Source organism: Streptomyces lusitanus (assembly GCF_042647945.1).
Classification (GTDB): Bacteria; Actinomycetota; Actinomycetes; order Streptomycetales; family Streptomycetaceae; genus Streptomyces; species Streptomyces pseudogriseolus.
Genome location: NZ_JBHRWL010000015.1, coordinates 319,519 through 338,026 on the forward strand (window position 1 = coordinate 319,519; position 18,508 = coordinate 338,026).

The following is an 18,508-nucleotide window of genomic DNA, read 5'->3' on the forward strand; positions in this document are numbered from 1 at the left end:
TCGTCTTCGCTGACCGGGTCCCCGCATACTAAGCGGTCGCTTGCCTCATGGGAACCGTCCCGCCGCCCCCGGACCGCTCCTCACCCCTTCTTCGGCCGCGCCCGCACGTGCATCCGCTCGCCCTGCGGCCCGAAGAGGCTGAGGAACTCCACCGGCCCCTCCCCCGTCGACCCGAACCAGTGCGGCACGCGCGTGTCGAACTCGGCCGCCTCCCCCGCCGTCAGCACCACGTCGTGATCGCCCAGCACCAGCCGCAGCTTCCCGGAGAGGATGTACAGCCACTCGTAGCCCTCGTGGGTGCGCGGGTCGGGCTCCAGCTTCCGTTTCGGTTCGAGCACCTTGTACGCCTGGAGCCCGCCGGGCTGCCGGGTGAGGGGCCAGTGGGTGCGCCCGCCGCGCTCGATCGGCCGGGCGCGCACCCGCGGATCGCCCACCGGGGGCGCGCCGACCAGCTCGTCCAGCGACACCTGGTGGGCCTGCGCGATGGGCAGCAGCAGATCGAGGCCGGGTTTGCGCTGCCCGGACTCCAGCCGGGACAGGGTGGACACGGAGATGCCGGTCGCCTCCGCCAGCGCCGCGAGCGTCACCTCCCGGTCCTTCCGGATCCGGCGCAGCCGGGGGCCCACTTCCGCGAGAACGTCGTCCGTCACCATGCGGCTATTGCAGGTTCGGCAAACTTGTTTGTCAATCCGCGGGGTCCGGAGCGACCGTCGGCCGTGGAGGTGGTCACGATGACCGAGCAGGACCGTACGGACAGCCGCTACGACGTGGTCGTGGTGGGCGGAGGAGCGGCGGGGCTGTCCGCCGCGCTGGTGCTGGGGCGGGCCCGGCACCGCACGCTGGTGGTCGACGCGGGCGAGCCGCGCAACGCGCCCGCGGCGCACATGCAGGGCTATCTGAGCCGGGACGGGATGCCGCCGGCCGAGTTCCTGGCGCTGGGCCGGGAGGAGATCGCGGCCTACGGCGTGGAGCTGGTCCGGGACCGGGTGGTGGACGTGGCCCGGGGCGAGGCCTTCGATGAGGACTTCACGGTGGCGCTGGAACAGGGCGGCAAGGTGCGCGCCCGGCGGGTGATCGTGGCGACCGGGCTGAAGGACGAGATGCCGGACGTCCCCGGGGTCGCGGATCGGTTCGGGCGGGACGTGCTGCACTGCCCGTTCTGCCACGGCTGGGAGGTGCGCGACGAGCCCTTCGGGGTGCTGGCGTCGAGCGCGGCGGGCGTGCACCAGGCGCTGATGGTGTCCCGCTGGTCGAAGGACGTCACGTTCTTCCTGCACCGGGTCGCCGAGGAGGAGCTGTCCGACCTGGACCTGCGCCGGCTGGCGGCGGCCGGGGTGGACGTGGTGCCGGGCGAGGTCGCCGGTCTGGTGGTCGAGGACGACCGGCTCACCGGGGTGCGCATGGCCGACGGCGCCGTGCACCCGCGGTCGGTGCTGTTCGTCGCCCCGCGTCCGGTGCCGCAGACCGGGCTGCTGGAGCGGCTGGGCGCGGAGATGAACGAGACGCCGTTCGGGACGTACCCGGTGATCGACCCGACCGGGCTGACCAGCGTGCCGGGCGTGTGGGCGGCCGGCAACGCGATCGGGTTCGCCGAGCAGGTGGTGCACGCGGCGAGCGGCGGCTACCGCGCGGCGGCGGCGATCGTCGGCGACCTGCGGATGGCGGACCTGGACGCGGCGCTCGACGCCTGACCGTCCGGTCCGAAGTCAGTGCCGGTTCCGGAAGCACCGCCCGGCCCCCGGGGGGGGAGCACCCGGCCTGGGGGGGGGAAGCACCCAGCCCGGAGGGCAGCACCCGGTCCGGAGGGCAGCACCCGGTCCGGGGGGAGCCCGGTGCCGAGGCACCACCCGCCCCGCAAGCAGCACCCGGCCCGAAGGCACCGGCCGGTTCCGGAGGTGTGAAACGCACACCCCCGTAGCACCATGACTGCATGTTGCTGTCCCGGCTGGCCCAGGTGTCGCAGGAGGTGGCCGCCACCTCGGCGCGGTCGCGGAAGACCGCGCTGCTCGCCGAGCTGTTCCGGGAGGCGGGGCCGGACGACGTCCCGGTCGTCATCCCGTATCTGGCGGGCCGGCTGCCGCAGGGGCGGATCGGGGTCGGCTGGAAGGTGCTGAGCCGCCCGGTCCCGCCCGCCGCCGAGCCGTCCCTGACGGTGCGCGAGGTGGACGCGCTGCTGACCCGGCTCGCGAAGGTGTCGGGGCCGGGCTCGCAGGCCGAGCGTGCCCTGCTGGTCGGCGAGCTGCTGGGCGCGTCCACCGAGGCCGAGCAGCGGTTCCTGACGGGGCTGCTGACCGGCGAGGTGCGCCAGGGGGCCCTGGACGCGGTGGCGGTGGAGGGGCTGGCCCAGGCGACCGGCGCGGCGCCGGCGGACGTTCGGCGGGCGGTGATGCTCGCGGGGTCCCTCCAGCCGGTCGCCGGGGCGCTGCTGGCGGACGGGCCCGAGGCGCTGGAGCGGTTCCGGCTCACCGTCGGGCGTCCGGTGCAGCCGATGCTGGCGCACAGCGCCTCCTCGGTCGCGGAGGCGGTCGGGAAGCTGGGCGCCTGCGCGGTCGAGGAGAAGCTCGACGGCATCCGGGTCCAGGTGCACCGCGACGGCGACACCGTGCGGGTGCACACCCGTACCCTCGACGACATCACGAACCGGCTGCCCGAGGTGACCGCGGCGGCACGGGAGCTGGCCGGGGAGCGGTTCATCCTGGACGGGGAGGTCATCTCCTTCGACAACGCCGGGCGCCCGCGGTCCTTCCAGGAGACGGCCGGACGGGTCGGGTCCCGGGTGGATGTGGCGACGGCCGCCCGGGAGACGCCGGTCTCCCCCGTGTTCTTCGACGCGCTGTCGGTGGACGGCCGGGACCTGCTGGACCTGCCGTTCACCGAGCGCCACGCCGAGCTGGCCCGGCTGGTGCCGGAACCGATGCGGGTGCGGCGCACCGTGGTGGACGGCCCCGACGACGTGGACGCGGCGGAACGGTTCCTCGCGGAGACCCTGGAGCGCGGCCACGAGGGCGTCGTGGTGAAGGGCCTCGATGCCCCGTACAGCGCGGGGCGGCGCGGCGCGTCCTGGCTGAAGGTCAAGCCGGTGCACACGCTGGACCTGGTGGTGCTGGCCGCCGAGTGGGGCCACGGCCGGCGCACCGGGAAGCTGTCCAACCTGCATCTGGGCGCGCGCACCGCCGACGGCGGCTTCGCGATGCTCGGCAAGACCTTCAAGGGCCTGACCGACGCGCTGCTGGAGTGGCAGACGAAGCGGCTGCGGGAGATCGCGGTCGACGAGAGCGGCTCCACGGTGACCGTGCGCCCCGAACTCGTCGTGGAGATCGCCTACGACGGCCTCCAGCGCTCCAGCCGCTACCCGGCCGGCGTCACCCTGCGCTTCGCCCGGGTGATCCGCTACCGCGAGGACAAGCGCCCGGAGGAGGCGGACACGGTCGAGACCCTGCTCGCCGCCCACCCCGAGGTGCGGCCGTGACGACGGCCCGCAGCGCCGGCCTGCTGCTGTTCCGGCGCACCGGGAAGGACGTCGAGGTGCTGCTCGGCCACATGGGCGGCCCGTTCTTCGCGCGCCGGGACGCCGGGGCGTGGACCGTGGTGAAGGGCGAGTACGACCCCGCCGAGCCCGCCTGGGACGCGGCGCGCCGCGAGTTCGAGGAGGAACTGGGGCTGCCCCCGCCGGACGGGGAGGCGGTGCCGCTCGGGGAGGTACGCCAGTCGGGCGGCAAGGTGGTCACCGCGTGGGCGGTGGAGGCCGATCTGGACCCGGCGTCGGTCGTGCCCGGCACGTTCACCATGGAGTGGCCGCCCAGGTCGGGGCGGACGGCGGAGTTCCCGGAGCTGGACCGGGTCGCCTGGTTCCCGCTCGACCGGGCGCGTGAGCTGATCGTGTCGGCACAGACCGCGTTTCTGGACCGCCTGGCGGAGCACTCGCTCTAGGGGCCCTCCCGCGTTGCGCGGCCCATCGGCGCGCGGGAAGGTCGTCAGAGCGCAGCCCGTCCCATGGAGGCCAGTGATGCACATCGCCACGGTGAATCCGGTGAACGGCGAGACCGTCAAGACGTACCACCCCATGGACGAGGACGAGCTGGAACGCCGGCTCCAGCTCGCGGAGGCCACGTTCCGCACGTACCGGACGACCACCTTCGAGGAGCGGTCCCGTCTGCTGCACCACGCCGCCGAGATCCTCGACGAGGACCAGGACGCCGTCGGCAAGGTGATCACCACCGAGATGGGCAAGCCGATCACGCAGGCCCGCGCCGAGGCCGCGAAGTGCGCCAAGGCGATGCACTGGTACGCCGACCACGCGGCCGAGCTGCTCGCCGACGAGGAGCCCGACGCGTCCGACGTGAAGGACTCCGGCGCCTCCCGGGTCCTGGTGCGCTACCGGCCGCTGGGCCCGGTGCTCGCGGTGATGCCGTGGAACTTCCCGTTGTGGCAGGTGATCCGGTTCGCCGCGCCCGCCCTGATGGCGGGCAACGTCGGGCTGCTCAAGCACGCGTCGAACGTGCCGCAGACCGCCCTGTACCTGGAGGACCTGTTCCACCGCGCGGGCTTCACCGAGGGCTGTTTCCAGACCCTGCTGATCGGTTCCGCCGCCGTCGACGACCTGCTGCACGACGAGCGGATCAAGGCGGCCACCCTCACCGGCAGCGAGCCGGCCGGGCGGGCGGTCGCCTCGACGTGCGGCGAGATGATCAAGAAGACGGTGCTGGAGCTGGGCGGCAGCGACCCGTTCGTGGTGATGCCCTCCGCCGACCTGGACCGCGCCGCCGAGGTCGCGGTGACCGCCCGGGCGCAGAACGCGGGCCAGTCCTGCATCGCCGCCAAGCGGTTCATCGTGCACACGGACGTCTACGACGCCTTCACCGAGCGTTTCGTCGCCGGCATGAAGGCGCTGAGGGTCGGCGACCCGATGGACGAGGACACCGACGTCGGCCCGCTCTCCAGCGAACAGGGCCGCAAGGACCTGGAGGAGCTGGTCGACGACGCGGTGCGGGCCGGCGCCACGGTGCTGTGCGGTGGCGAACGCCCCGACGGGCCGGGCTGGTTCTACCCGCCGACCGTGCTGGCCGGGATCGACCGGGAGATGCGCATCCACCGCGAGGAGGCCTTCGGCCCGGTCGCCACGCTGTACCGCGTGGACGATCTGGACGAAGCGGTGCTCATCGCCAACGACACGCCGTTCGGGCTGAGTTCGAACGTGTGGACGCGCGACGAGGCCGAGATCGACCGGTTCGTACGGGATCTCGAGGCGGGCGGCGTGTACGTCAACGGCATGACGGCGTCCCATCCGGCGTTCCCGTTCGGCGGGGTGAAGCGGTCGGGCTACGGGCGTGAGCTGTCCGGGCACGGAATCCGCGAGTTCTGCAACATCACCACGGTTTGGCACGGCGCGTGACGCCCGCACGGCTACGATCCCGACTGTGAACCGCGAAGTGACACTGCCTCTGATCGTCGACGACCGCGGCACCCTTCAGGTGGCGGCCGCCGACGTCAGCAAGCTGCTGCGCACGGTGGGCGGCCGGTGGGTCCGGCTCGTCGAGGCCGGCGAGGGCGGGCTCGACGAGGACACGGTCGCCGCGCTGACGATCGAACTCGCGAAGCTCGCCGACCGTATCGACGTGGCGTGCATCGCCCACAGCAGCGGCACCACGCCGTAGGAGGTCAGGCCGGCCGCTCCAGGGTCCGCCAGAACAGCGCTTCGTAGCTCTGGAGCAGGTGTCCGTGGTCGCGGGCGCGGCTTTCGTCCAGGCGGCCGGCGTCCAGCGCCGCCTGCACGGCACGCTCGGCGGTGCGGTCCAGGTCCGGGGCCGGTTCGGCGAAGAAGTCGAAGAAGGCGCAGGCCTCGTCGTCGAAGCCGTAGTGGGCGCGCAGGGCCCCGGCGATGGTGGCGCAGTAGCCGCCCCAGGCCGAGAAGTTGGCGCTGACGGCCAGGACGGCGTCGGCGGGGGCGGCGTTGAGGGCCAGCCAGGCGACGTAGGCGGGGTAGGCCTGGCAGCCGGGGAGCGGGGTGTACGCGGCGGCGCGGGTCTCGTCGACGCCGCAGGCCGCGGCGAAGGCGGGCAGCTTCCGCTGGGCGATCGCCTCGCCGTCGGCCAGGGCGGTGAAGTAGGCGTCGGCCTCCGGTTCGGCCGAGGACCGCACGGCCAGGTGGAGGAAGGCGCGGCGGTCGGCGGGGATCACCCGCATCTGCTCGAGGGCCAGTGCGGCGAGGACCTCCCGGTCCGCCCGGCCGGCGGCAATCAGTGGGACCAGGGGGTTGGAGCGCGGGTCGGGGGCGAGCTCCGCGGTGATCGTCTTCAGCAGGTCACGGGCCGTACGTGTCATCGCGTCCTCCGAGGCGTCGGTCACCCCGAGGTTGGCCCGGCGGCCGTGCGGGGGCAACCCGGCGGACCGGACCGCCCCCGCACGGGCGGTTCAGCGGATGGGCATGCCCGAGAGGGTGCGGGCGATGACCAGGCGCTGGATCTCGCTGGTGCCCTCGAAGATCGTGTAGATCGCGGCGTCGCGGTGCATGCGCTCCACCGGGTACTCACGGGTGTAGCCGTTGCCGCCGAGGATCTGGATGGCCTGGCCGGTGACCTTCTTGGCGGTCTCACTGGCGAACAGCTTGGACATCGAGCCCTCGGCCGCGGTGAACGGCTTGCCGTTGACCGCCATCCAGGAGGCGCGCCACACCAGCAGGCGGGCGGCGTCGATCTGGGTGCGCATGTCGGCGAGCTGGAAGGCGACGCCCTGGTTGTCGATGATCGGGCGGCCGAACTGCTCCCGGGTCTTGGCGTAGTCGAGCGCGACCTCGTAGGCGGCGCGGGCGGTGCCCACGGCCATGGCGCCGACGGCGGGGCGGGACGCCTCGAAGGTGGCCATCGCGGCGTTCTTCACGCGCTCGCCGCCGGTCCTCGCCCGCTCGCGGGCGCGGGCGAGGCGCTCGTCCAGCTTCTCCTTGCCGCCGAGGAGGCAGGAGCCGGGGACGCGCACGTCGTCGAGGACGACCTCGGCGGTGTGCGAGGCACGGATGCCGTGCTTCTGGAACTTCTGGCCCTGGGACAGGCCCGGGGTGTTCGGCGGGACGATGAAGGAGGCGTGGCCCTTGGAGCCGAGCTCGGGGTCGACGACCGCGACCACGACGTGGACGTTGGCGATGCCGCCGTTGGTCGCCCAGGTCTTGGTGCCGTTGAGGACCCACTCGTCCTTGGCCTCGTCGTAGACCGCGCGGGTGCGCATCGAGGCCACGTCGGAGCCGGCGTCGGGCTCGGAGGAGCAGAAGGCGGCGACCTTCACGTCGTTCACGTCGCCGTACATCTGGGGGATCCAGGTGCCGATCTGCTCCTCGGTGCCGTTGGCGAGGACGCCGACGGCGGCGAGGCCGGTGCCGACGATCGACAGCGCGATGCCCGCGTCGCCCCAGAACAGCTCCTCCATGGCCATGGGGATGCCGAGGCCGGTCGCGTCGAAGTACTGCTGGGCGTAGAAGTCCAGGGAGTAGATGCCGACCTTGGCCGCCTCCTGGATGACCGGCCAGGGAGTCTCCTCACGCTCGTCCCATTCGGCGGCGGCGGGGCGGATGACGTCGGCGGCGAAGCCGTGCAGCCAGTCCCGCACCTCCTTCTGTTCGTCGTTGAGCTCCATGGTGAACTCGGCCATGACCCCTCCAGCGCGGCGCACGTGCATGTTACTTGCGGTAACCACAGTCTGTTACCGGCAAGTAGGAAAAGTCAACTCCCCAGGCAGGTCGGCATCCCGTTCGATGTCGGCGCCGTGATCAGTGTTAGTTTGCGCAGGCGTCACCGAACCAGCACGGGTGGGGAGAGCTCATGGACACCACACAGCGGACCGAGCAGCAGCAATCCGCCGACCGACGCCGGCGCGAGCTGCTGGAGGCCGCCGACCGAGTGGTGCTGCGCGACGGTCCCGGGGCCTCGATGAACGCCATCGCCGCGGAGGCCGGCATCACCAAGCCCATCCTCTACCGGCACTTCGGCGACAAGGGAGGACTCTACGCCGCCCTCGCCAAACGCCACACCGACGCCCTGCTGGACTCGCTGCGGGCCGCGCTGGACGCCCCCGCGGAGCGGCGGGAGCGGGTCGAGGCCACGCTGGACACCTACCTGGCGGCGATCGAGGCGCGGCCCCAGGTCTACCGCTTCCTGATGCATCCGGCGGAGGGCTCGCCGGGCGACCAGGGCTTCGACGTGGGCAAGCACTCGGCGCCGCTGCTGCGCCGGATGGGCGAGGAGCTGGCCCAGGTGATCGAGGAGCGTCTCGACCTCGGCCCCGGCAGCCAGCAGCTGGCCCGGGTGTGGGGCCACGGCATCGTCGGCATGATGCACGCCGCCGGCGACTGGTGGCTGGGCGAGCGCCCCTGTTCCCGCGCCGAGCTGGTCCGCGGCCTGGCCGACCTGCTGTGGGGCCGGCTGGCCGCGGCCGGCGACAAGGTGGGAGGCCCGGGCTTCTGACCCCGGGCCGGGACCCGGCTCAGGCGGGGCGGTGCCAGGAGGCGCGCGCGACCTGGCGCATGAGCTTGCGGTGACGGCGGCCGGCCAGACGGTCGGCGTAGACCGTGCCCTCCAGGTGGTCGCTCTCGTGCTGGAGGCAGCGGGCGAAGAAGCCCGTGCCGTGCACGGTGACCGGCTCCCCGGTCACCGTGACGCCCTCGACCACCGCGTGGTCGTACCGCTCCGTCCCCGCCTCCAGGCCCGGCAGCGACAGACAGCCCTCGGGGCCGCGCACCACCACCCCGTCCGTCACCACCGGCCGCGGGTTCACCACGTGCCCGAGGTGCCGTACGTCCTCGTCGTCCGGGCAGTCGAAGACGAACACCCGCAGCGGCACCCCGATCTGGTTCGCGGCCAGGCCCACGCCCTGCGCCGCGTACATCGTCGCGAACAAGTCCTCCACCAGATCCTCCAGTTCCGGACCGAAGTCGGTGACCTCCCCGCACGGCGTGTGCAGGACGGGGTCGCCGAGCAGGGTGAGGGGCCGGACGCGTCCGTGGACGCCGGGGAGGGAGCCGTGTCGCATGGCGGCAAGGGTACGGTCCTTGCATCCCCGCCCCGTCCACGGCGGAGCCGCGGTACTGGAGGGTGAGTGGATCTCGATAGGCTGAGCCCACACCACGTGGCCGTCAGGCACAGACGCGGCGCGTACGCAAGGAGGATCGAGAACTGATGGCAGGCAACTCGGACCCGCTCACGCCGCGGGCCAAGCTGGCCGTGACCGCCGGCAAGGCGGTCGCAGCGGCATCCCGCGCCGCAGGGCGCGGCAGCGGTTCGGTGATCGGCGGCCGGGTGGCCCTGAAGCTCGACCCCGATCTTCTCGCCCGGCTCGCCCAGCACCTGGACGTGACGCTCGTCTCGGCGACCAACGGCAAGACCACCACCACCCGGCTCATCGCCGAGGCGCTCAAGGCGGCCGGCCCGGTCGTCTCGAACGCGCTCGGCGCCAACATGCCGGCCGGCATCACCTCGGCCCTCGCGGCCGGAGCGGACGCCCGGTACGGCGTCATCGAGGTCGACGAGAAGTACCTCGTCGGCGTCGCCCAGGCCACCGAGCCGAAGTGCATCGCGCTGCTCAACCTCTCCCGCGACCAGCTCGACCGCGCCGCGGAGACCCGCATGCTCGCGGAGGCGTGGCGCGAGGGCCTGGCCGGCTCCAAGGCCGTCGTCGTGGCCAACGCCGACGACCCGCTGGTGGTGTGGGCCGCGTCCTCCTCCCCCAACGTGATCTGGGTGGCCGCCGGCCAGATGTGGAAGGACGACGCCTGGTCCTGCCCGTCCTGCGGCGGTGTGATGCAGCGCCCCGGCGACGACTGGTTCTGCGGCGAGTGCGGCTTCCGCCGCCCCACCCCGAGCTGGGCGCTCTCCGGCGACCACGTGCTCGACCCGCACGGCTCCGCGTGGCCGATCCACCTCCAGCTGCCCGGCCGCGCCAACAAGGCCAACGCCGCGTCCTCCGCCGCCGTCGCCGCCGTCTTCGGCGTGCCGCCGCAGGTGGCCCTGGAGCGCATGTACCAGGTGCAGGCCGTGGCCGGCCGCTACGACGTGGTCCAGTTCGAGGGCCGTGACCTGCGGCTGCTGCTCGCGAAGAACCCCGCGGGCTGGCTGGAGACGTTCTCGCTGATCGACCCGCCGCCCACCCCGGTGATCCTGTCGGTGAACGCGCGCTCCGCCGACGGCACCGACACCTCCTGGCTGTGGGACGTCGACTACACCCGGCTGACCGGCCACCCGATCTGCGTCATCGGCGACCGGAAGCTGGACCTGGCGGTGCGCCTCGAGGTCGCCAACCAGCAGTTCCAGGTGTGCGAGAACCTCGACCAGGCGGTGCAGATGTCGCCGCCGGGCCGGATCGAGGTCATCGCCAACTACACCGCGTTCCAGGACCTGCGCCGCCGCGTCGGCAACTGACCACGACACCTCAGGGGACTTGAAGTGAGCGACAACCAGCTGCGGGTCGTCTGGATCTACCCGGACCTGCTCAGCACCTACGGCGACCAGGGCAACGTCCTCGTCGTCGAGCGCCGGGCGCGGCAGCGCGGCCTGGACGTGGCGCGGCTCGACGTGCGCAGCGACCAGCCGATCCCGACCTCCGGCGACATCTACCTGATCGGCGGCGGCGAGGACCGCCCGCAGCGGCTGGCCGCCGAGCGGCTGCGCCGTGACGGCGGGCTGCACCGGGCCGTGGAGAACGGCGCGATCGTCTTCTCGGTCTGCGCCGGCTACCAGATCCTCGGCCACGAGTTCATCAACGACCTCGGCCAGCGCGAGCCCGGTCTCGGCCTGCTCGACGTGGTGTCGGTGCGCGGCGAGGGCGCCCGCTGCGTGGGCGACGTCCTCGCGGACATCAACCCGCAGCTCGGCCTGCCCCCGCTGACCGGGTTCGAGAACCACCAGGGCATCACCCACCTGGGCCCCACGGCGCGCCCGTTCGCGCAGGTGCGCTTCGGCAACGGCAACGGCACCGGGGACGGCACCGAGGGCGCGTTCAACGACACCGTGTTCGGCACGTACATGCACGGTCCGGTGCTGGCCCGCAACCCGCAGATCGCGGACCTGCTGCTGAAGCTGGCGCTCGACGTCAACGCGCTGCCGCCGACCGACGACCGCTGGTACGAGGCCCTGCGCAACGAACGCATCGCCGCCGCCCAGCAGCCCGCGTAGAGCGCCGGAACAGGCATTGCCGAGGAGGCGTCGGAGGGGCCCGGCAGGGCCCGTCTGACGCCTCCTCCGCACAGGTGAGCGGTCTCGTCCAGCAGGCGGACGCGGGATGCGGCACCGCCCCCGGGAGCGGCTAGGGTGGCGGGGATCGAGCCGGACAGCGCGGTCCGGTCCCGGCCCACATCGAGAAGGTTGTTTCGGGCTATGCGCATTGGTGTCCTCACGTCCGGCGGCGACTGCCCCGGCCTGAACGCCGTCATCCGGTCCGTCGTGCACCGTGCCGTCGTCGACCACGGCGACGAGGTCATCGGCTTCCGCGACGGGTGGAAGGGCCTCCTGGAGTGCGACTACCTCAAGCTCGACCTCGACGCGGTGAGCGGCATCCTCGCCCGCGGCGGCACCGTCCTCGGCTCCTCCCGGGTGCGTCCCGAGCATCTGCGGGACGGTGTGGAGCGGGCCCGGGGCCATGTCGAGGAGCTGGGTCTCGACGCGATCATCCCCATCGGCGGTGAGGGCACCCTCAAGGCGGCCCGGCTGCTGTCCGACAGCGGTCTGCCGATAGTCGGCGTGCCGAAGACCATCGACAACGACATCGCCGTCACCGACGTCACCTTCGGGTTCGACACGGCCGTCGGCGTGGCCACCGAGGCGCTGGACCGGCTGAAGACCACCGCCGAGTCGCATCAGCGGGTGCTGATCGTGGAGGTCATGGGCCGGCACACCGGCTGGATCGCGCTGCACTCCGGCATGGCGGCCGGCGCGCACGCCATCGTGGTGCCCGAGCGGCCCTTCGACATCGACGAGCTGACCGCGAAGGTCGGCGAGCGGTTCTCGGCCGGGAAGCGGTTCGCCATCGTCGTCGCCGCGGAGGGCGCCAAGCCGAAGCCCGGGACCATGGACTTCGACGAGGGCGGCAAGGACGTCTACGGCCACGAGCGCTTCGCCGGCATCGCCCGTCAGCTCTCCCTGGAACTGGAGGAGCGGCTCGGCAAGGAGGCCCGGCCGGTCATCCTCGGCCACGTCCAGCGCGGCGGCACGCCCACCGCGTACGACCGGGTGCTGGCCACCCGGTTCGGCTGGCACGCGGTGGAGGCCGTGCACCGCGGCGACTTCGGGCAGATGACGGCGCTGCGCGGCACCGACATCGTGATGGTGTCGCTGGCGGAGGCCGTCGAGACGCTGAAGACGGTGCCCGAGGAGCGGTACGCCGAGGCGGAGTGCGTGCTCTGACCGTTCCACCGCCGCCCAGGGCATGAGACGGGCTTCACGGACCGCCCCCGGTGACGGACGTCGCCGGGGGCGGTTCTAGTCTGGTGCGGACCGATTGCGTACAACCTGGACGAAAATGGAGCCGGCGGATGGATCACAGCGGGCACGGCATGACCATGGATCTGCCGCCGTTCACGCTGGGCCGAGGGCTCGCCTGGTCGGCGGACCCCTTCTTCCTCGTCGCCTGCCTGCTGGCGCTCGCGCTGTACGGCTGGGGCGTGGTCCGGCTGGCCCGGCGCGGTGACGCGTGGCCGGTGGGACGGACGGTCGCGTTCGTCACCGGCGTGCTGAGCATCGGGCTGGTGATGTGCACCGCGCTGAACGACTACGGCATGGTGATGTTCAGCGTGCACATGGTGCAGCACATGATCATCAGCATGGTGTCGCCGATCCTGCTGCTGCTCGGCGCGCCGGTCACCCTGGCGCTGCGGGCGCTGCCCCCGGCGGCCGTGCGCGGCAGCAAGGGACCGCGCGAGCTGCTGCTGATGCTGCTGCACAGCCGCTACATGCGGGTCGTCACGCATCCGCTGTTCACCATCCCGATGTTCATCGCGAGCCTGTACGCCCTGTACTTCACCCCGCTGTTCGACTTCCTGATGGGGTCGGCGGTCGGGCACGCGGCGATGATGGTGCACTTCCTCGCCGTGGGCCTGGTGTTCTTCTGGCCGATCATGGGCGTGGACCCGGGCCCGCACCGGCCGGGGCACCTGATGCGGATGCTGGAGCTGTTCGCGGGCATGCCGTTCCACGCGTTCTTCGGGATCGCGCTGATGATGGCCTCGACCCCCATGGTCACCACCTTCCAGGACCCGCCCGCGTCGCTGGGCGTCGACGCCCTGTCCGACCAGAACGCGGCGGGCGGCATCGCCTGGGCGTTCAGCGAGGTCCCGTCGGTGCTGGTGCTGATCGCGCTGCTGTTCCAGTGGTACGCCTCGGACCAGCGGCAGGCCCGCCGCAAGGACCGCGCGGCCGACCGGGACGGCGACAAGGAGCTGGAGGCGTACAACGCCTACCTGGCGTCCCTGAACGCGCGCGGCAGCTAGGGCCTTCGTCCGGATCATTCCGGCGTCACCCCGGGTACCGTCCCGCACCGCTCTGCTTTCCCGGAACCGGGGCACCATGGAGGGAACGGACCTGGAGGAGGGTGTCGCGATGCCCGGTACCACGAACGGTTCCACCTCGACGAAGACCATGGGTGTGCTCACCGTCGGCGGCCTGGTCGCCGTCACGGCGTACACGGTGGCGCTCGGCAGCAACGGCTGGCTGTGGTTCATCTGGGTCGTCCTGGGCCTGCTCACCCTGGGGATGGTGGCCACCAGCAGCAGCTGACCGGCACGCACCCGGAGGGGCGGCTCACCGCGGGGTGAGCCGCCCGGCCAGATGGACGCCCGGCTGGTACTTGGGCAGCCGGACGGTGATCTTCATGCCCGCGCCGGCGGCCGTCTCGATGACCAGTCCGTGGTCGTCGCCGTAGACCTGGCGGAGCCGGTCGTCGACGTTGGACAGGCCGATGCCGCCGGTGGGGCTGACCTCGCGGGCGAGGATGCGGCGCAGCAGGTCGGGGTCCATGCCGGCCCCGTCGTCCTCGATGACCACGAGCGCCTCGGCGCCCGCGTCCTGCGCGGTGATCTGGATGTGGCACTTGTCGGCCTTGCCCTCCAGGCCGTGCTTGACGGCGTTCTCCACCAGCGGCTGGAGGCACAGGAAGGGCAGCGCGACCGGCAGCACCTCGGGGGCGATCTGGAGGGTGACGGAGAGCCGGTCGCCGAAGCGCGCCCGCACCAGCGCCAGATAGTGGTCGATGGCGTGCAGCTCGTCGGCGAGGGTGGTGAAGTCGCCGTGCCGGCGGAACGAGTAGCGGGTGAAGTCGGCGAACTCCAGCAGCAGCTCGCGGGCGCGCTCGGGGTCGGTGCGCACGAAGGACGCGATCACCGCGAGCGAGTTGAAGATGAAGTGCGGGGAGATCTGTGCCCGCAGGGCGCGGATCTCGGCCTCGATCAGCCGGGTGCGGGACTGGTCCAGGTCGGCGAGCTCCAGCTGGACGGAGACCCAGCGGGCGACCTCCCCGGCGGCCCTGACCAGCACCGCGGACTCGCGGGGCGCGCAGGCGACGAGCGCGCCGTGCACCCGGTCGTCGACGGTGAGCGGGGCGACCACCGCCCAGCGGACGGTGCAGTCGGGGGTGTCGCAGGTCAGCGGGAACGCCTCGCCGCGGCCGGTGTCCAGGGGGCCGGTGAGGCGCTCCATGATCTCGGTGCGGTGGTGGGCGCCGACGCCGTCCCAGACGAGGACCTGCTCGCGGTCGGTGAGGCAGAGGGCGTCGGTGCCGAGCAGGGAGCGCAGTTTGCGGGCGGACTTGCGGGCGGTCTCCTCGGTGAGGCCGGCCCGCAGCGGCGGTGTGGCCAGCGAGGCGGTGTGCAGGGTCTCGAAGGTGGCGTGCTCGACGGGGGTGCCGAGTCCGGCGAGGCTGGCGGGCCGTGCCGTGCGCCGCCCCAGCCAGAAGCCGGCGGCCAGGAGGGGCAGCACGGCGACGAGCAGACCGGCGAGGAAACCGCTCATGCGGACACCTCCGTACGCAGCTCTTCCGGCAGGTGGAAGCGGGCCAGGACGCCGGCCGTGCCGGGCGGCACCCGGCCGGGCGTGGCGAGCGAGACCAGCACCATGGTGAGGAAGCCGAGCGGCACCGACCAGAGGGCGGGCCAGGCGAGCAGCGCGTGCCACGGCCCGGCGCCGGGGTAGCCGGCCATGGTGGCGGCCACGGCGAGGAACGCGGAGCCGCCGCCGATCAGCATCCCGGCGGCCGCGCCCGGCGGGGTGAGCCTCCGCCACCAGATGCCGAGGACCAGCAGCGGGCAGAACGACGAGGCGGACACGGCGAAGGCGAGGCCCACGGCGTCGGCCACCGGCAGCCCGCCGACCAGGAGGCTCGCGGCCATCGGGACGGCCATCGCGAGCACGGTGCCGAGCCGGAAGTGGCGCACGCCCCGGGAGGGCAGCACGTCCTGGGTGAGCACCCCGGCCACGGCCATGGTGAGTCCGGAGGCGGTGGACAGGAACGCGGCGAACGCTCCCCCGGCGACCAGCGCGCCCAGCAGGTCGCCGCCGGTGCCGCCGATCATGCGTCCGGGCAGCAGCAGGACGGCGGCGTCCGCGTCCCCGGTGAGGGTGAGGTCGGGGGCGTAGAGCCGGCCGAGGGCGCCGTAGACGGGGGGCAGCAGGTAGAAGGCGCCGATCAGGCCGAGGACGGCGACGGTGGTGCGGCGCGCGGCGACGCCGTGCGGGCTGGTGTAGAAGCGCACCACGACGTGCGGCAGGCCCATGGTGCCGAAGAAGGTGGCGAGGATCAGCCCGTACGTGGCGTACAGGGGGCGTTCCGCGCGGCTCTCGGCGCGGGAGGGCGACAGGGCGTCGTCGGCGCCGTGCGCGGCGGCGGGCACCTCGGCGCCCTGGGCGAAGGTGAGGCGGGTGCCGCCGTCGATGCGGTGCGTTCCGGCGGACAGGCCGACCTCGGTCCCGGTGTGTTCCCGGCCGTCGACGGTGCCGTCCACGGTGACGGTGAGCGGGGCGGCCAGGCGCAGGTCGACGGTGTCGTCGACGCGGACCACGCGCTGCTCGCGGAACTCGGCGGGCTCGTCGAAGGCGTGGCTGGGGGCGCCGTCGCTCTGCCAGGCGAGCACCAGGAACAGCGCGGGCACCAGCAGGGCGGTCAGCTTCAGCCAGTACTGGAAGGCCTGGACGAAGGTGATGCTGCGCATGCCGCCGGCGGCCACGATCACCGTGACGACGACGGCGACGATCACCGCGCCGAGCCAGTCGGGCGCGCCGGTGAGCACGGTGAGGGTGAGTCCGGCGCCCTGGAGCTGGGGCAGCAGGTAGAGCCAGCCCACGCCGACGACGAGGGCGCCGGCGAGCCGCCGTACGGCGTGCGAGGAGAGCCGGGCCTCGGCGAAGTCGGGCAGCGTGTAGGCGCCGGAGCGGCGCAGGGGCGCGGCGACGAACAGCAGCAGCACCAGGTAGCCGGCGGTGTAGCCGACCGGGTACCAGAGCATGTCGGGGCCCTGGACGAGGACGAGTCCGGCGATGCCGAGGAAGGAGGCGGCGGAGAGGTACTCGCCGCTGACGGCGGCCGCGTTGAGGCGGGGGCCGACGGTGCGGGAGGCGACGTAGAAGTCGGAGGTGGTGCGGGATATGCGCAGGCCGAAGGCGCCGACGAGGACGGTCGCGACGGCGACGAGCGCGACGGCGGTGACGGCGTAGGCGGTGTTCACGGTGGTGCCGGTCCCCTGGTCTCAGCGGTCCTCGACGAGCCGCACGAAGTCGCGTTCGTTGCGTTCGGCGCGACGGACGTACCAGCGGGCGAGCAGGACCAGCGGGGGGTAGAGCCCGAAGCCGAGGACCGCCCACTCCAGCCGGCGGGCGTCCGGGGCTGCGGCGAAGACCAGCGGCAGCGGGCCGATGAGCAGGGCGAGAACGGCGAACACGGTGAGTCCGGTGCGCAGCTGGATGCGCATCAGGGAGCGGACGTAGGTGTGGCCGAGGGTGGTCTGCTCGTCGATCTCGGTGCGCGGGCGGTAGTAGCCGGAGGAGCGTCGGGCGCGGCGGGGCGGTCCGGTGACGACGACGCGGCGGTCGGTGGGGTCCTGGGGCATGTGCGGCTCTCCCCCGCCTAGCCGGTGGTCCGGCGCATCAGCAGATCCCGCAGCTCGCGGGCGTGGCGCCTGCTGACCTGGAGTTCCTCGGAGCCGATCAGGACGCTGACGGTGCCCGCGTCGAGCCGCAGCTCGCCGATGTGGCGCAGGGCGACCAGATGGCGGCGGTGGATGCGGACGAAGCCGCGGGAGCGCCAGCGCTCCTCCAGCGTGGACAGCGGGATGCGCACCAGGTGGCTGCCGCGGTCGGTGTGCAGGCGGGCGTAGTCGCCCTGGGCCTCGACGTGCGTGATGTCGTCGACGGCGACGAAACGGGTGACGCCGCCCAGTTCGACGGCTATGTGGTCGGGGTCGGGCTCGTGCACGGGGATGCGGGGGCCGGTGTCGCGGGGGGCGGCGTCGCGCTGGGCGGCGGCCCGCCGCACGGCCTCGGCAAGGCGCTCCTTGCGGACGGGTTTGAGCACGTAGTCGACGGCCTTGAGGTCGAAGGCCTGCACGGCGAAGTCCTCGTGGGCGGTGACGAACACGACGAGCGGCGGCCGGGCGAAGCCGGTGAGCAGCCGGGCGAGGTCGAGTCCGTCGAGGCCGGGCATCTGGATGTCGAGGAAGACGACGTCGATGGCGTCCGGCCCGTCGGGTCCCGACTCCAGGGCGCGGTTGATGCGGCGCAGGGCCTCGGTGGCGTCGCCGGCGCCCTCCGCGCTCCCGATGCGCGGGTCGGCGTGCAGCAGGTACAGCAGTTCCTCCAGGGAGGGGCGTTCGTCGTCGACGGCGAGGGCGCGCAGCATGAATGGGGAGTGTAGGGGGATCTCCGGGCCGGGACCATGTGCCGGACAAGGGCGTTCCGCGCCGGTCCGCGCCGGTCCTCCCCCGTGGGCGCACCCCGGGGTGACCGTGGGGCGGCCGTGGATACAGTGCCCGCATGAACAGCAGGCCCACAGCGTTCGACGAGCTCGACCGGAAGATCGTCACCGCCCTGATGGCGAACGCCAGGACGTCCTTCGCGGAGATCGGCGCCTCGGTCGGGCTGTCGGCGACGGCGGTCAAGCGCCGGGTGGACCGGCTGCGGGAGACCGGGGTGATCACCGGGTTCACCGCGACGGTGCGGCCGTCCGCGCTGGGCTGGCGCACCGAGGCGTACGTGGAGGTGTACTGCGAGGGGGCGGCGCCGCCGCGGCGGCTGGCGGAAGTGGTGCGCAACCATCCGGAGATCGCGGCGGCGATGACGGTGACCGGGGGCGCGGACGCCCTGCTGCACGTGCGGGCGCGGGACGTGGAGCACTTCGAGGAGGTGCTGGAGCGGATCCGCCAGGAGCCGTTCATCCGGAAGACGATCAGCGTGATGGTGCTGTCGCACCTGCTGCCCGACAGTCCTGAGGCGGGAGTGACACAGCCCGCCCCGGACGGCGCACCGGACGTGCGCTGAAGGCCGGAAAGACG

The 18,508-nt window shown here is 72.9% G+C and carries 20 protein-coding genes; 12 read left to right on the plus strand and 8 right to left on the minus strand.

Annotated features, from left to right (window positions below; translation table 11 throughout):
* Positions 1 to 80: 80 nt before the first annotated feature.
* Positions 81 to 653 (minus strand): helix-turn-helix domain-containing protein, encoded by a 573-nt coding sequence (locus ACFOSY_RS22275; protein ID WP_031016430.1) that lies wholly within the window; start codon positions 651 to 653, stop codon positions 81 to 83.
* A gap of 78 nt (positions 654 to 731) precedes the next feature.
* Here ACFOSY_RS22275 and ACFOSY_RS22280 point away from each other — a divergent pair, with 78 nt between their 5' ends.
* The 5 genes from ACFOSY_RS22280 (at position 732) to ACFOSY_RS22300 (ending at position 5,654) form a co-directional block, all read left to right on the plus strand.
* On the plus strand, positions 732 to 1,691 hold the full coding sequence (locus tag ACFOSY_RS22280) for an NAD(P)/FAD-dependent oxidoreductase (RefSeq protein WP_394309612.1): 960 nt from the start codon (positions 732 to 734) through the stop codon (positions 1,689 to 1,691).
* 239 nt (positions 1,692 to 1,930) lie between these two features.
* The gene (locus tag ACFOSY_RS22285; protein WP_394309614.1) at positions 1,931 to 3,469 is read left to right on the plus strand and encodes an ATP-dependent DNA ligase; all 1,539 of its coding nucleotides are present in this window, start codon (positions 1,931 to 1,933) and stop codon (positions 3,467 to 3,469) included.
* On the plus strand, positions 3,466 to 3,930 hold the full coding sequence (locus ACFOSY_RS22290; protein WP_394309615.1) for an NUDIX domain-containing protein: 465 nt from the start codon (positions 3,466 to 3,468) through the stop codon (positions 3,928 to 3,930). Before ACFOSY_RS22285 ends, ACFOSY_RS22290 begins: the two co-directional genes overlap by 4 nt.
* A 76-nt stretch (positions 3,931 to 4,006) precedes the next feature.
* Entirely contained in the window at positions 4,007 to 5,392 is a 1,386-nt protein-coding gene (locus ACFOSY_RS22295; RefSeq protein WP_394309617.1) for an NADP-dependent succinic semialdehyde dehydrogenase, read from the plus strand.
* Positions 5,393 to 5,417: 25 nt separating this feature from the next.
* Positions 5,418 to 5,654, plus strand: a complete 237-nt coding sequence (locus tag ACFOSY_RS22300) for a DUF6213 family protein (RefSeq protein WP_006135192.1) — start codon at positions 5,418 to 5,420, stop codon at positions 5,652 to 5,654.
* A 4-nt stretch (positions 5,655 to 5,658) separates the two neighbouring features.
* Here ACFOSY_RS22300 and ACFOSY_RS22305 read toward each other — a convergent pair whose 3' ends face one another.
* Positions 5,659 to 6,321 carry a transcriptional regulator gene (locus tag ACFOSY_RS22305; protein ID WP_394309619.1) on the minus strand — a complete coding sequence of 221 codons (663 nt, stop codon included), beginning with the start codon at positions 6,319 to 6,321 and terminating at the stop codon, positions 5,659 to 5,661.
* Between the two features lie 90 nt (positions 6,322 to 6,411).
* Positions 6,412 to 7,638 carry an acyl-CoA dehydrogenase family protein gene (locus ACFOSY_RS22310; RefSeq protein ID WP_394309621.1) on the minus strand — a complete coding sequence of 409 codons (1,227 nt, stop codon included), beginning with the start codon at positions 7,636 to 7,638 and terminating at the stop codon, positions 6,412 to 6,414.
* 170 nt (positions 7,639 to 7,808) lie between these two features.
* Here ACFOSY_RS22310 and ACFOSY_RS22315 point away from each other — a divergent pair, with 170 nt between their 5' ends.
* Positions 7,809 to 8,450 carry a TetR family transcriptional regulator gene (locus tag ACFOSY_RS22315; RefSeq protein ID WP_394309623.1) on the plus strand — a complete coding sequence of 214 codons (642 nt, stop codon included), beginning with the start codon at positions 7,809 to 7,811 and terminating at the stop codon, positions 8,448 to 8,450.
* A 19-nt stretch (positions 8,451 to 8,469) separates the two neighbouring features.
* Here the strand turns inward: ACFOSY_RS22315 and def are convergent, their stop codons facing one another.
* Entirely contained in the window at positions 8,470 to 9,015 is a 546-nt protein-coding gene (gene def, locus ACFOSY_RS22320; protein WP_394309625.1) for a peptide deformylase, read from the minus strand.
* Positions 9,016 to 9,161: 146 nt separating this feature from the next.
* On the opposite strand from def, the gene ACFOSY_RS22325 reads away from it, so the two are divergent.
* The 5 genes from ACFOSY_RS22325 to ACFOSY_RS22345 all read left to right on the plus strand — a co-directional run bounded on the left by ACFOSY_RS22325 (position 9,162) and on the right by ACFOSY_RS22345 (position 13,748).
* The gene (locus tag ACFOSY_RS22325) at positions 9,162 to 10,400 is read left to right on the plus strand and encodes a Mur ligase family protein (protein ID WP_006135200.1); all 1,239 of its coding nucleotides are present in this window, start codon (positions 9,162 to 9,164) and stop codon (positions 10,398 to 10,400) included.
* A 24-nt stretch (positions 10,401 to 10,424) separates the two neighbouring features.
* The gene (locus ACFOSY_RS22330; RefSeq protein ID WP_006135201.1) at positions 10,425 to 11,153 is read left to right on the plus strand and encodes a type 1 glutamine amidotransferase; all 729 of its coding nucleotides are present in this window, start codon (positions 10,425 to 10,427) and stop codon (positions 11,151 to 11,153) included.
* 201 nt (positions 11,154 to 11,354) lie between these two features.
* Positions 11,355 to 12,380 (plus strand): 6-phosphofructokinase, encoded by a 1,026-nt coding sequence (locus tag ACFOSY_RS22335; RefSeq protein ID WP_006135202.1) that lies wholly within the window; start codon positions 11,355 to 11,357, stop codon positions 12,378 to 12,380.
* A 128-nt stretch (positions 12,381 to 12,508) separates the two neighbouring features.
* Positions 12,509 to 13,462, plus strand: coding sequence for a cytochrome c oxidase assembly protein (locus ACFOSY_RS22340; protein ID WP_394309629.1), 954 nt, complete (start codon positions 12,509 to 12,511; stop codon positions 13,460 to 13,462).
* Between the two features lie 109 nt (positions 13,463 to 13,571).
* A complete protein-coding gene (locus ACFOSY_RS22345; protein ID WP_394309631.1) occupies positions 13,572 to 13,748 on the plus strand; it encodes a hypothetical protein in 177 nt (58 codons plus the stop codon).
* A gap of 24 nt (positions 13,749 to 13,772) precedes the next feature.
* Here the strand turns inward: ACFOSY_RS22345 and ACFOSY_RS22350 are convergent, their stop codons facing one another.
* From ACFOSY_RS22350 to ACFOSY_RS22365, 4 genes are read right to left on the minus strand one after another with little or no spacing between them, the layout of a single operon-like run.
* Positions 13,773 to 14,978, minus strand: a complete 1,206-nt coding sequence (locus tag ACFOSY_RS22350; RefSeq protein WP_006135205.1) for a sensor histidine kinase — start codon at positions 14,976 to 14,978, stop codon at positions 13,773 to 13,775.
* Positions 14,975 to 16,687 carry a sodium/solute symporter gene (locus ACFOSY_RS22355; RefSeq protein ID WP_394309633.1) on the minus strand — a complete coding sequence of 571 codons (1,713 nt, stop codon included), beginning with the start codon at positions 16,685 to 16,687 and terminating at the stop codon, positions 14,975 to 14,977. The genes ACFOSY_RS22350 and ACFOSY_RS22355 overlap by 4 nt, the downstream gene beginning before the upstream one ends.
* A gap of 21 nt (positions 16,688 to 16,708) precedes the next feature.
* On the minus strand, positions 16,709 to 17,068 hold the full coding sequence (locus ACFOSY_RS22360) for a hypothetical protein (RefSeq protein WP_006135207.1): 360 nt from the start codon (positions 17,066 to 17,068) through the stop codon (positions 16,709 to 16,711).
* Positions 17,069 to 17,085: 17 nt separating this feature from the next.
* Positions 17,086 to 17,856: a LytR/AlgR family response regulator transcription factor gene (locus ACFOSY_RS22365; protein ID WP_394309635.1), complete on the minus strand. Its 771-nt coding sequence runs from the start codon at positions 17,854 to 17,856 to the stop codon at positions 17,086 to 17,088.
* A gap of 134 nt (positions 17,857 to 17,990) precedes the next feature.
* Between ACFOSY_RS22365 and ACFOSY_RS22370 the strand changes: the two genes are divergently transcribed.
* Positions 17,991 to 18,494: an Lrp/AsnC family transcriptional regulator gene (locus tag ACFOSY_RS22370; RefSeq protein ID WP_394309637.1), complete on the plus strand. Its 504-nt coding sequence runs from the start codon at positions 17,991 to 17,993 to the stop codon at positions 18,492 to 18,494.
* Positions 18,495 to 18,508 lie beyond the last annotated feature (14 nt).

Bases quoted from the DNA above. Each gene is read 5' to 3' on its own strand.
- ACFOSY_RS22310 (WP_394309621.1), bottom strand. From the start codon at position 7,638: ATGGCCGAGTTCACCATGGAGCTCAACGACGAACAGAAGGAGGTGCGG.
- ACFOSY_RS22360 (WP_006135207.1), bottom strand. From the start codon at position 17,068: ATGCCCCAGGACCCCACCGACCGCCGCGTCGTCGTCACCGGACCGCCC.
- ACFOSY_RS22280 (WP_394309612.1), top strand. From the start codon at position 732: ATGACCGAGCAGGACCGTACGGACAGCCGCTACGACGTGGTCGTGGTG.
- ACFOSY_RS22350 (WP_006135205.1), bottom strand. From the start codon at position 14,978: ATGAGCGGTTTCCTCGCCGGTCTGCTCGTCGCCGTGCTGCCCCTCCTG.
- def (WP_394309625.1), bottom strand. From the start codon at position 9,015: ATGCGACACGGCTCCCTCCCCGGCGTCCACGGACGCGTCCGGCCCCTC.
- ACFOSY_RS22285 (WP_394309614.1), top strand. From the start codon at position 1,931: ATGTTGCTGTCCCGGCTGGCCCAGGTGTCGCAGGAGGTGGCCGCCACC.
- ACFOSY_RS22335 (WP_006135202.1), top strand. From the start codon at position 11,355: ATGCGCATTGGTGTCCTCACGTCCGGCGGCGACTGCCCCGGCCTGAAC.
- ACFOSY_RS22325 (WP_006135200.1), top strand. From the start codon at position 9,162: ATGGCAGGCAACTCGGACCCGCTCACGCCGCGGGCCAAGCTGGCCGTG.
- ACFOSY_RS22365 (WP_394309635.1), bottom strand. From the start codon at position 17,856: ATGCTGCGCGCCCTCGCCGTCGACGACGAACGCCCCTCCCTGGAGGAA.
- ACFOSY_RS22305 (WP_394309619.1), bottom strand. From the start codon at position 6,321: ATGACACGTACGGCCCGTGACCTGCTGAAGACGATCACCGCGGAGCTC.
- ACFOSY_RS22315 (WP_394309623.1), top strand. From the start codon at position 7,809: ATGGACACCACACAGCGGACCGAGCAGCAGCAATCCGCCGACCGACGC.
- ACFOSY_RS22295 (WP_394309617.1), top strand. From the start codon at position 4,007: ATGCACATCGCCACGGTGAATCCGGTGAACGGCGAGACCGTCAAGACG.
- ACFOSY_RS22370 (WP_394309637.1), top strand. From the start codon at position 17,991: ATGAACAGCAGGCCCACAGCGTTCGACGAGCTCGACCGGAAGATCGTC.
- ACFOSY_RS22340 (WP_394309629.1), top strand. From the start codon at position 12,509: ATGGATCACAGCGGGCACGGCATGACCATGGATCTGCCGCCGTTCACG.
- ACFOSY_RS22275 (WP_031016430.1), bottom strand. From the start codon at position 653: ATGGTGACGGACGACGTTCTCGCGGAAGTGGGCCCCCGGCTGCGCCGG.
- ACFOSY_RS22345 (WP_394309631.1), top strand. From the start codon at position 13,572: ATGCCCGGTACCACGAACGGTTCCACCTCGACGAAGACCATGGGTGTG.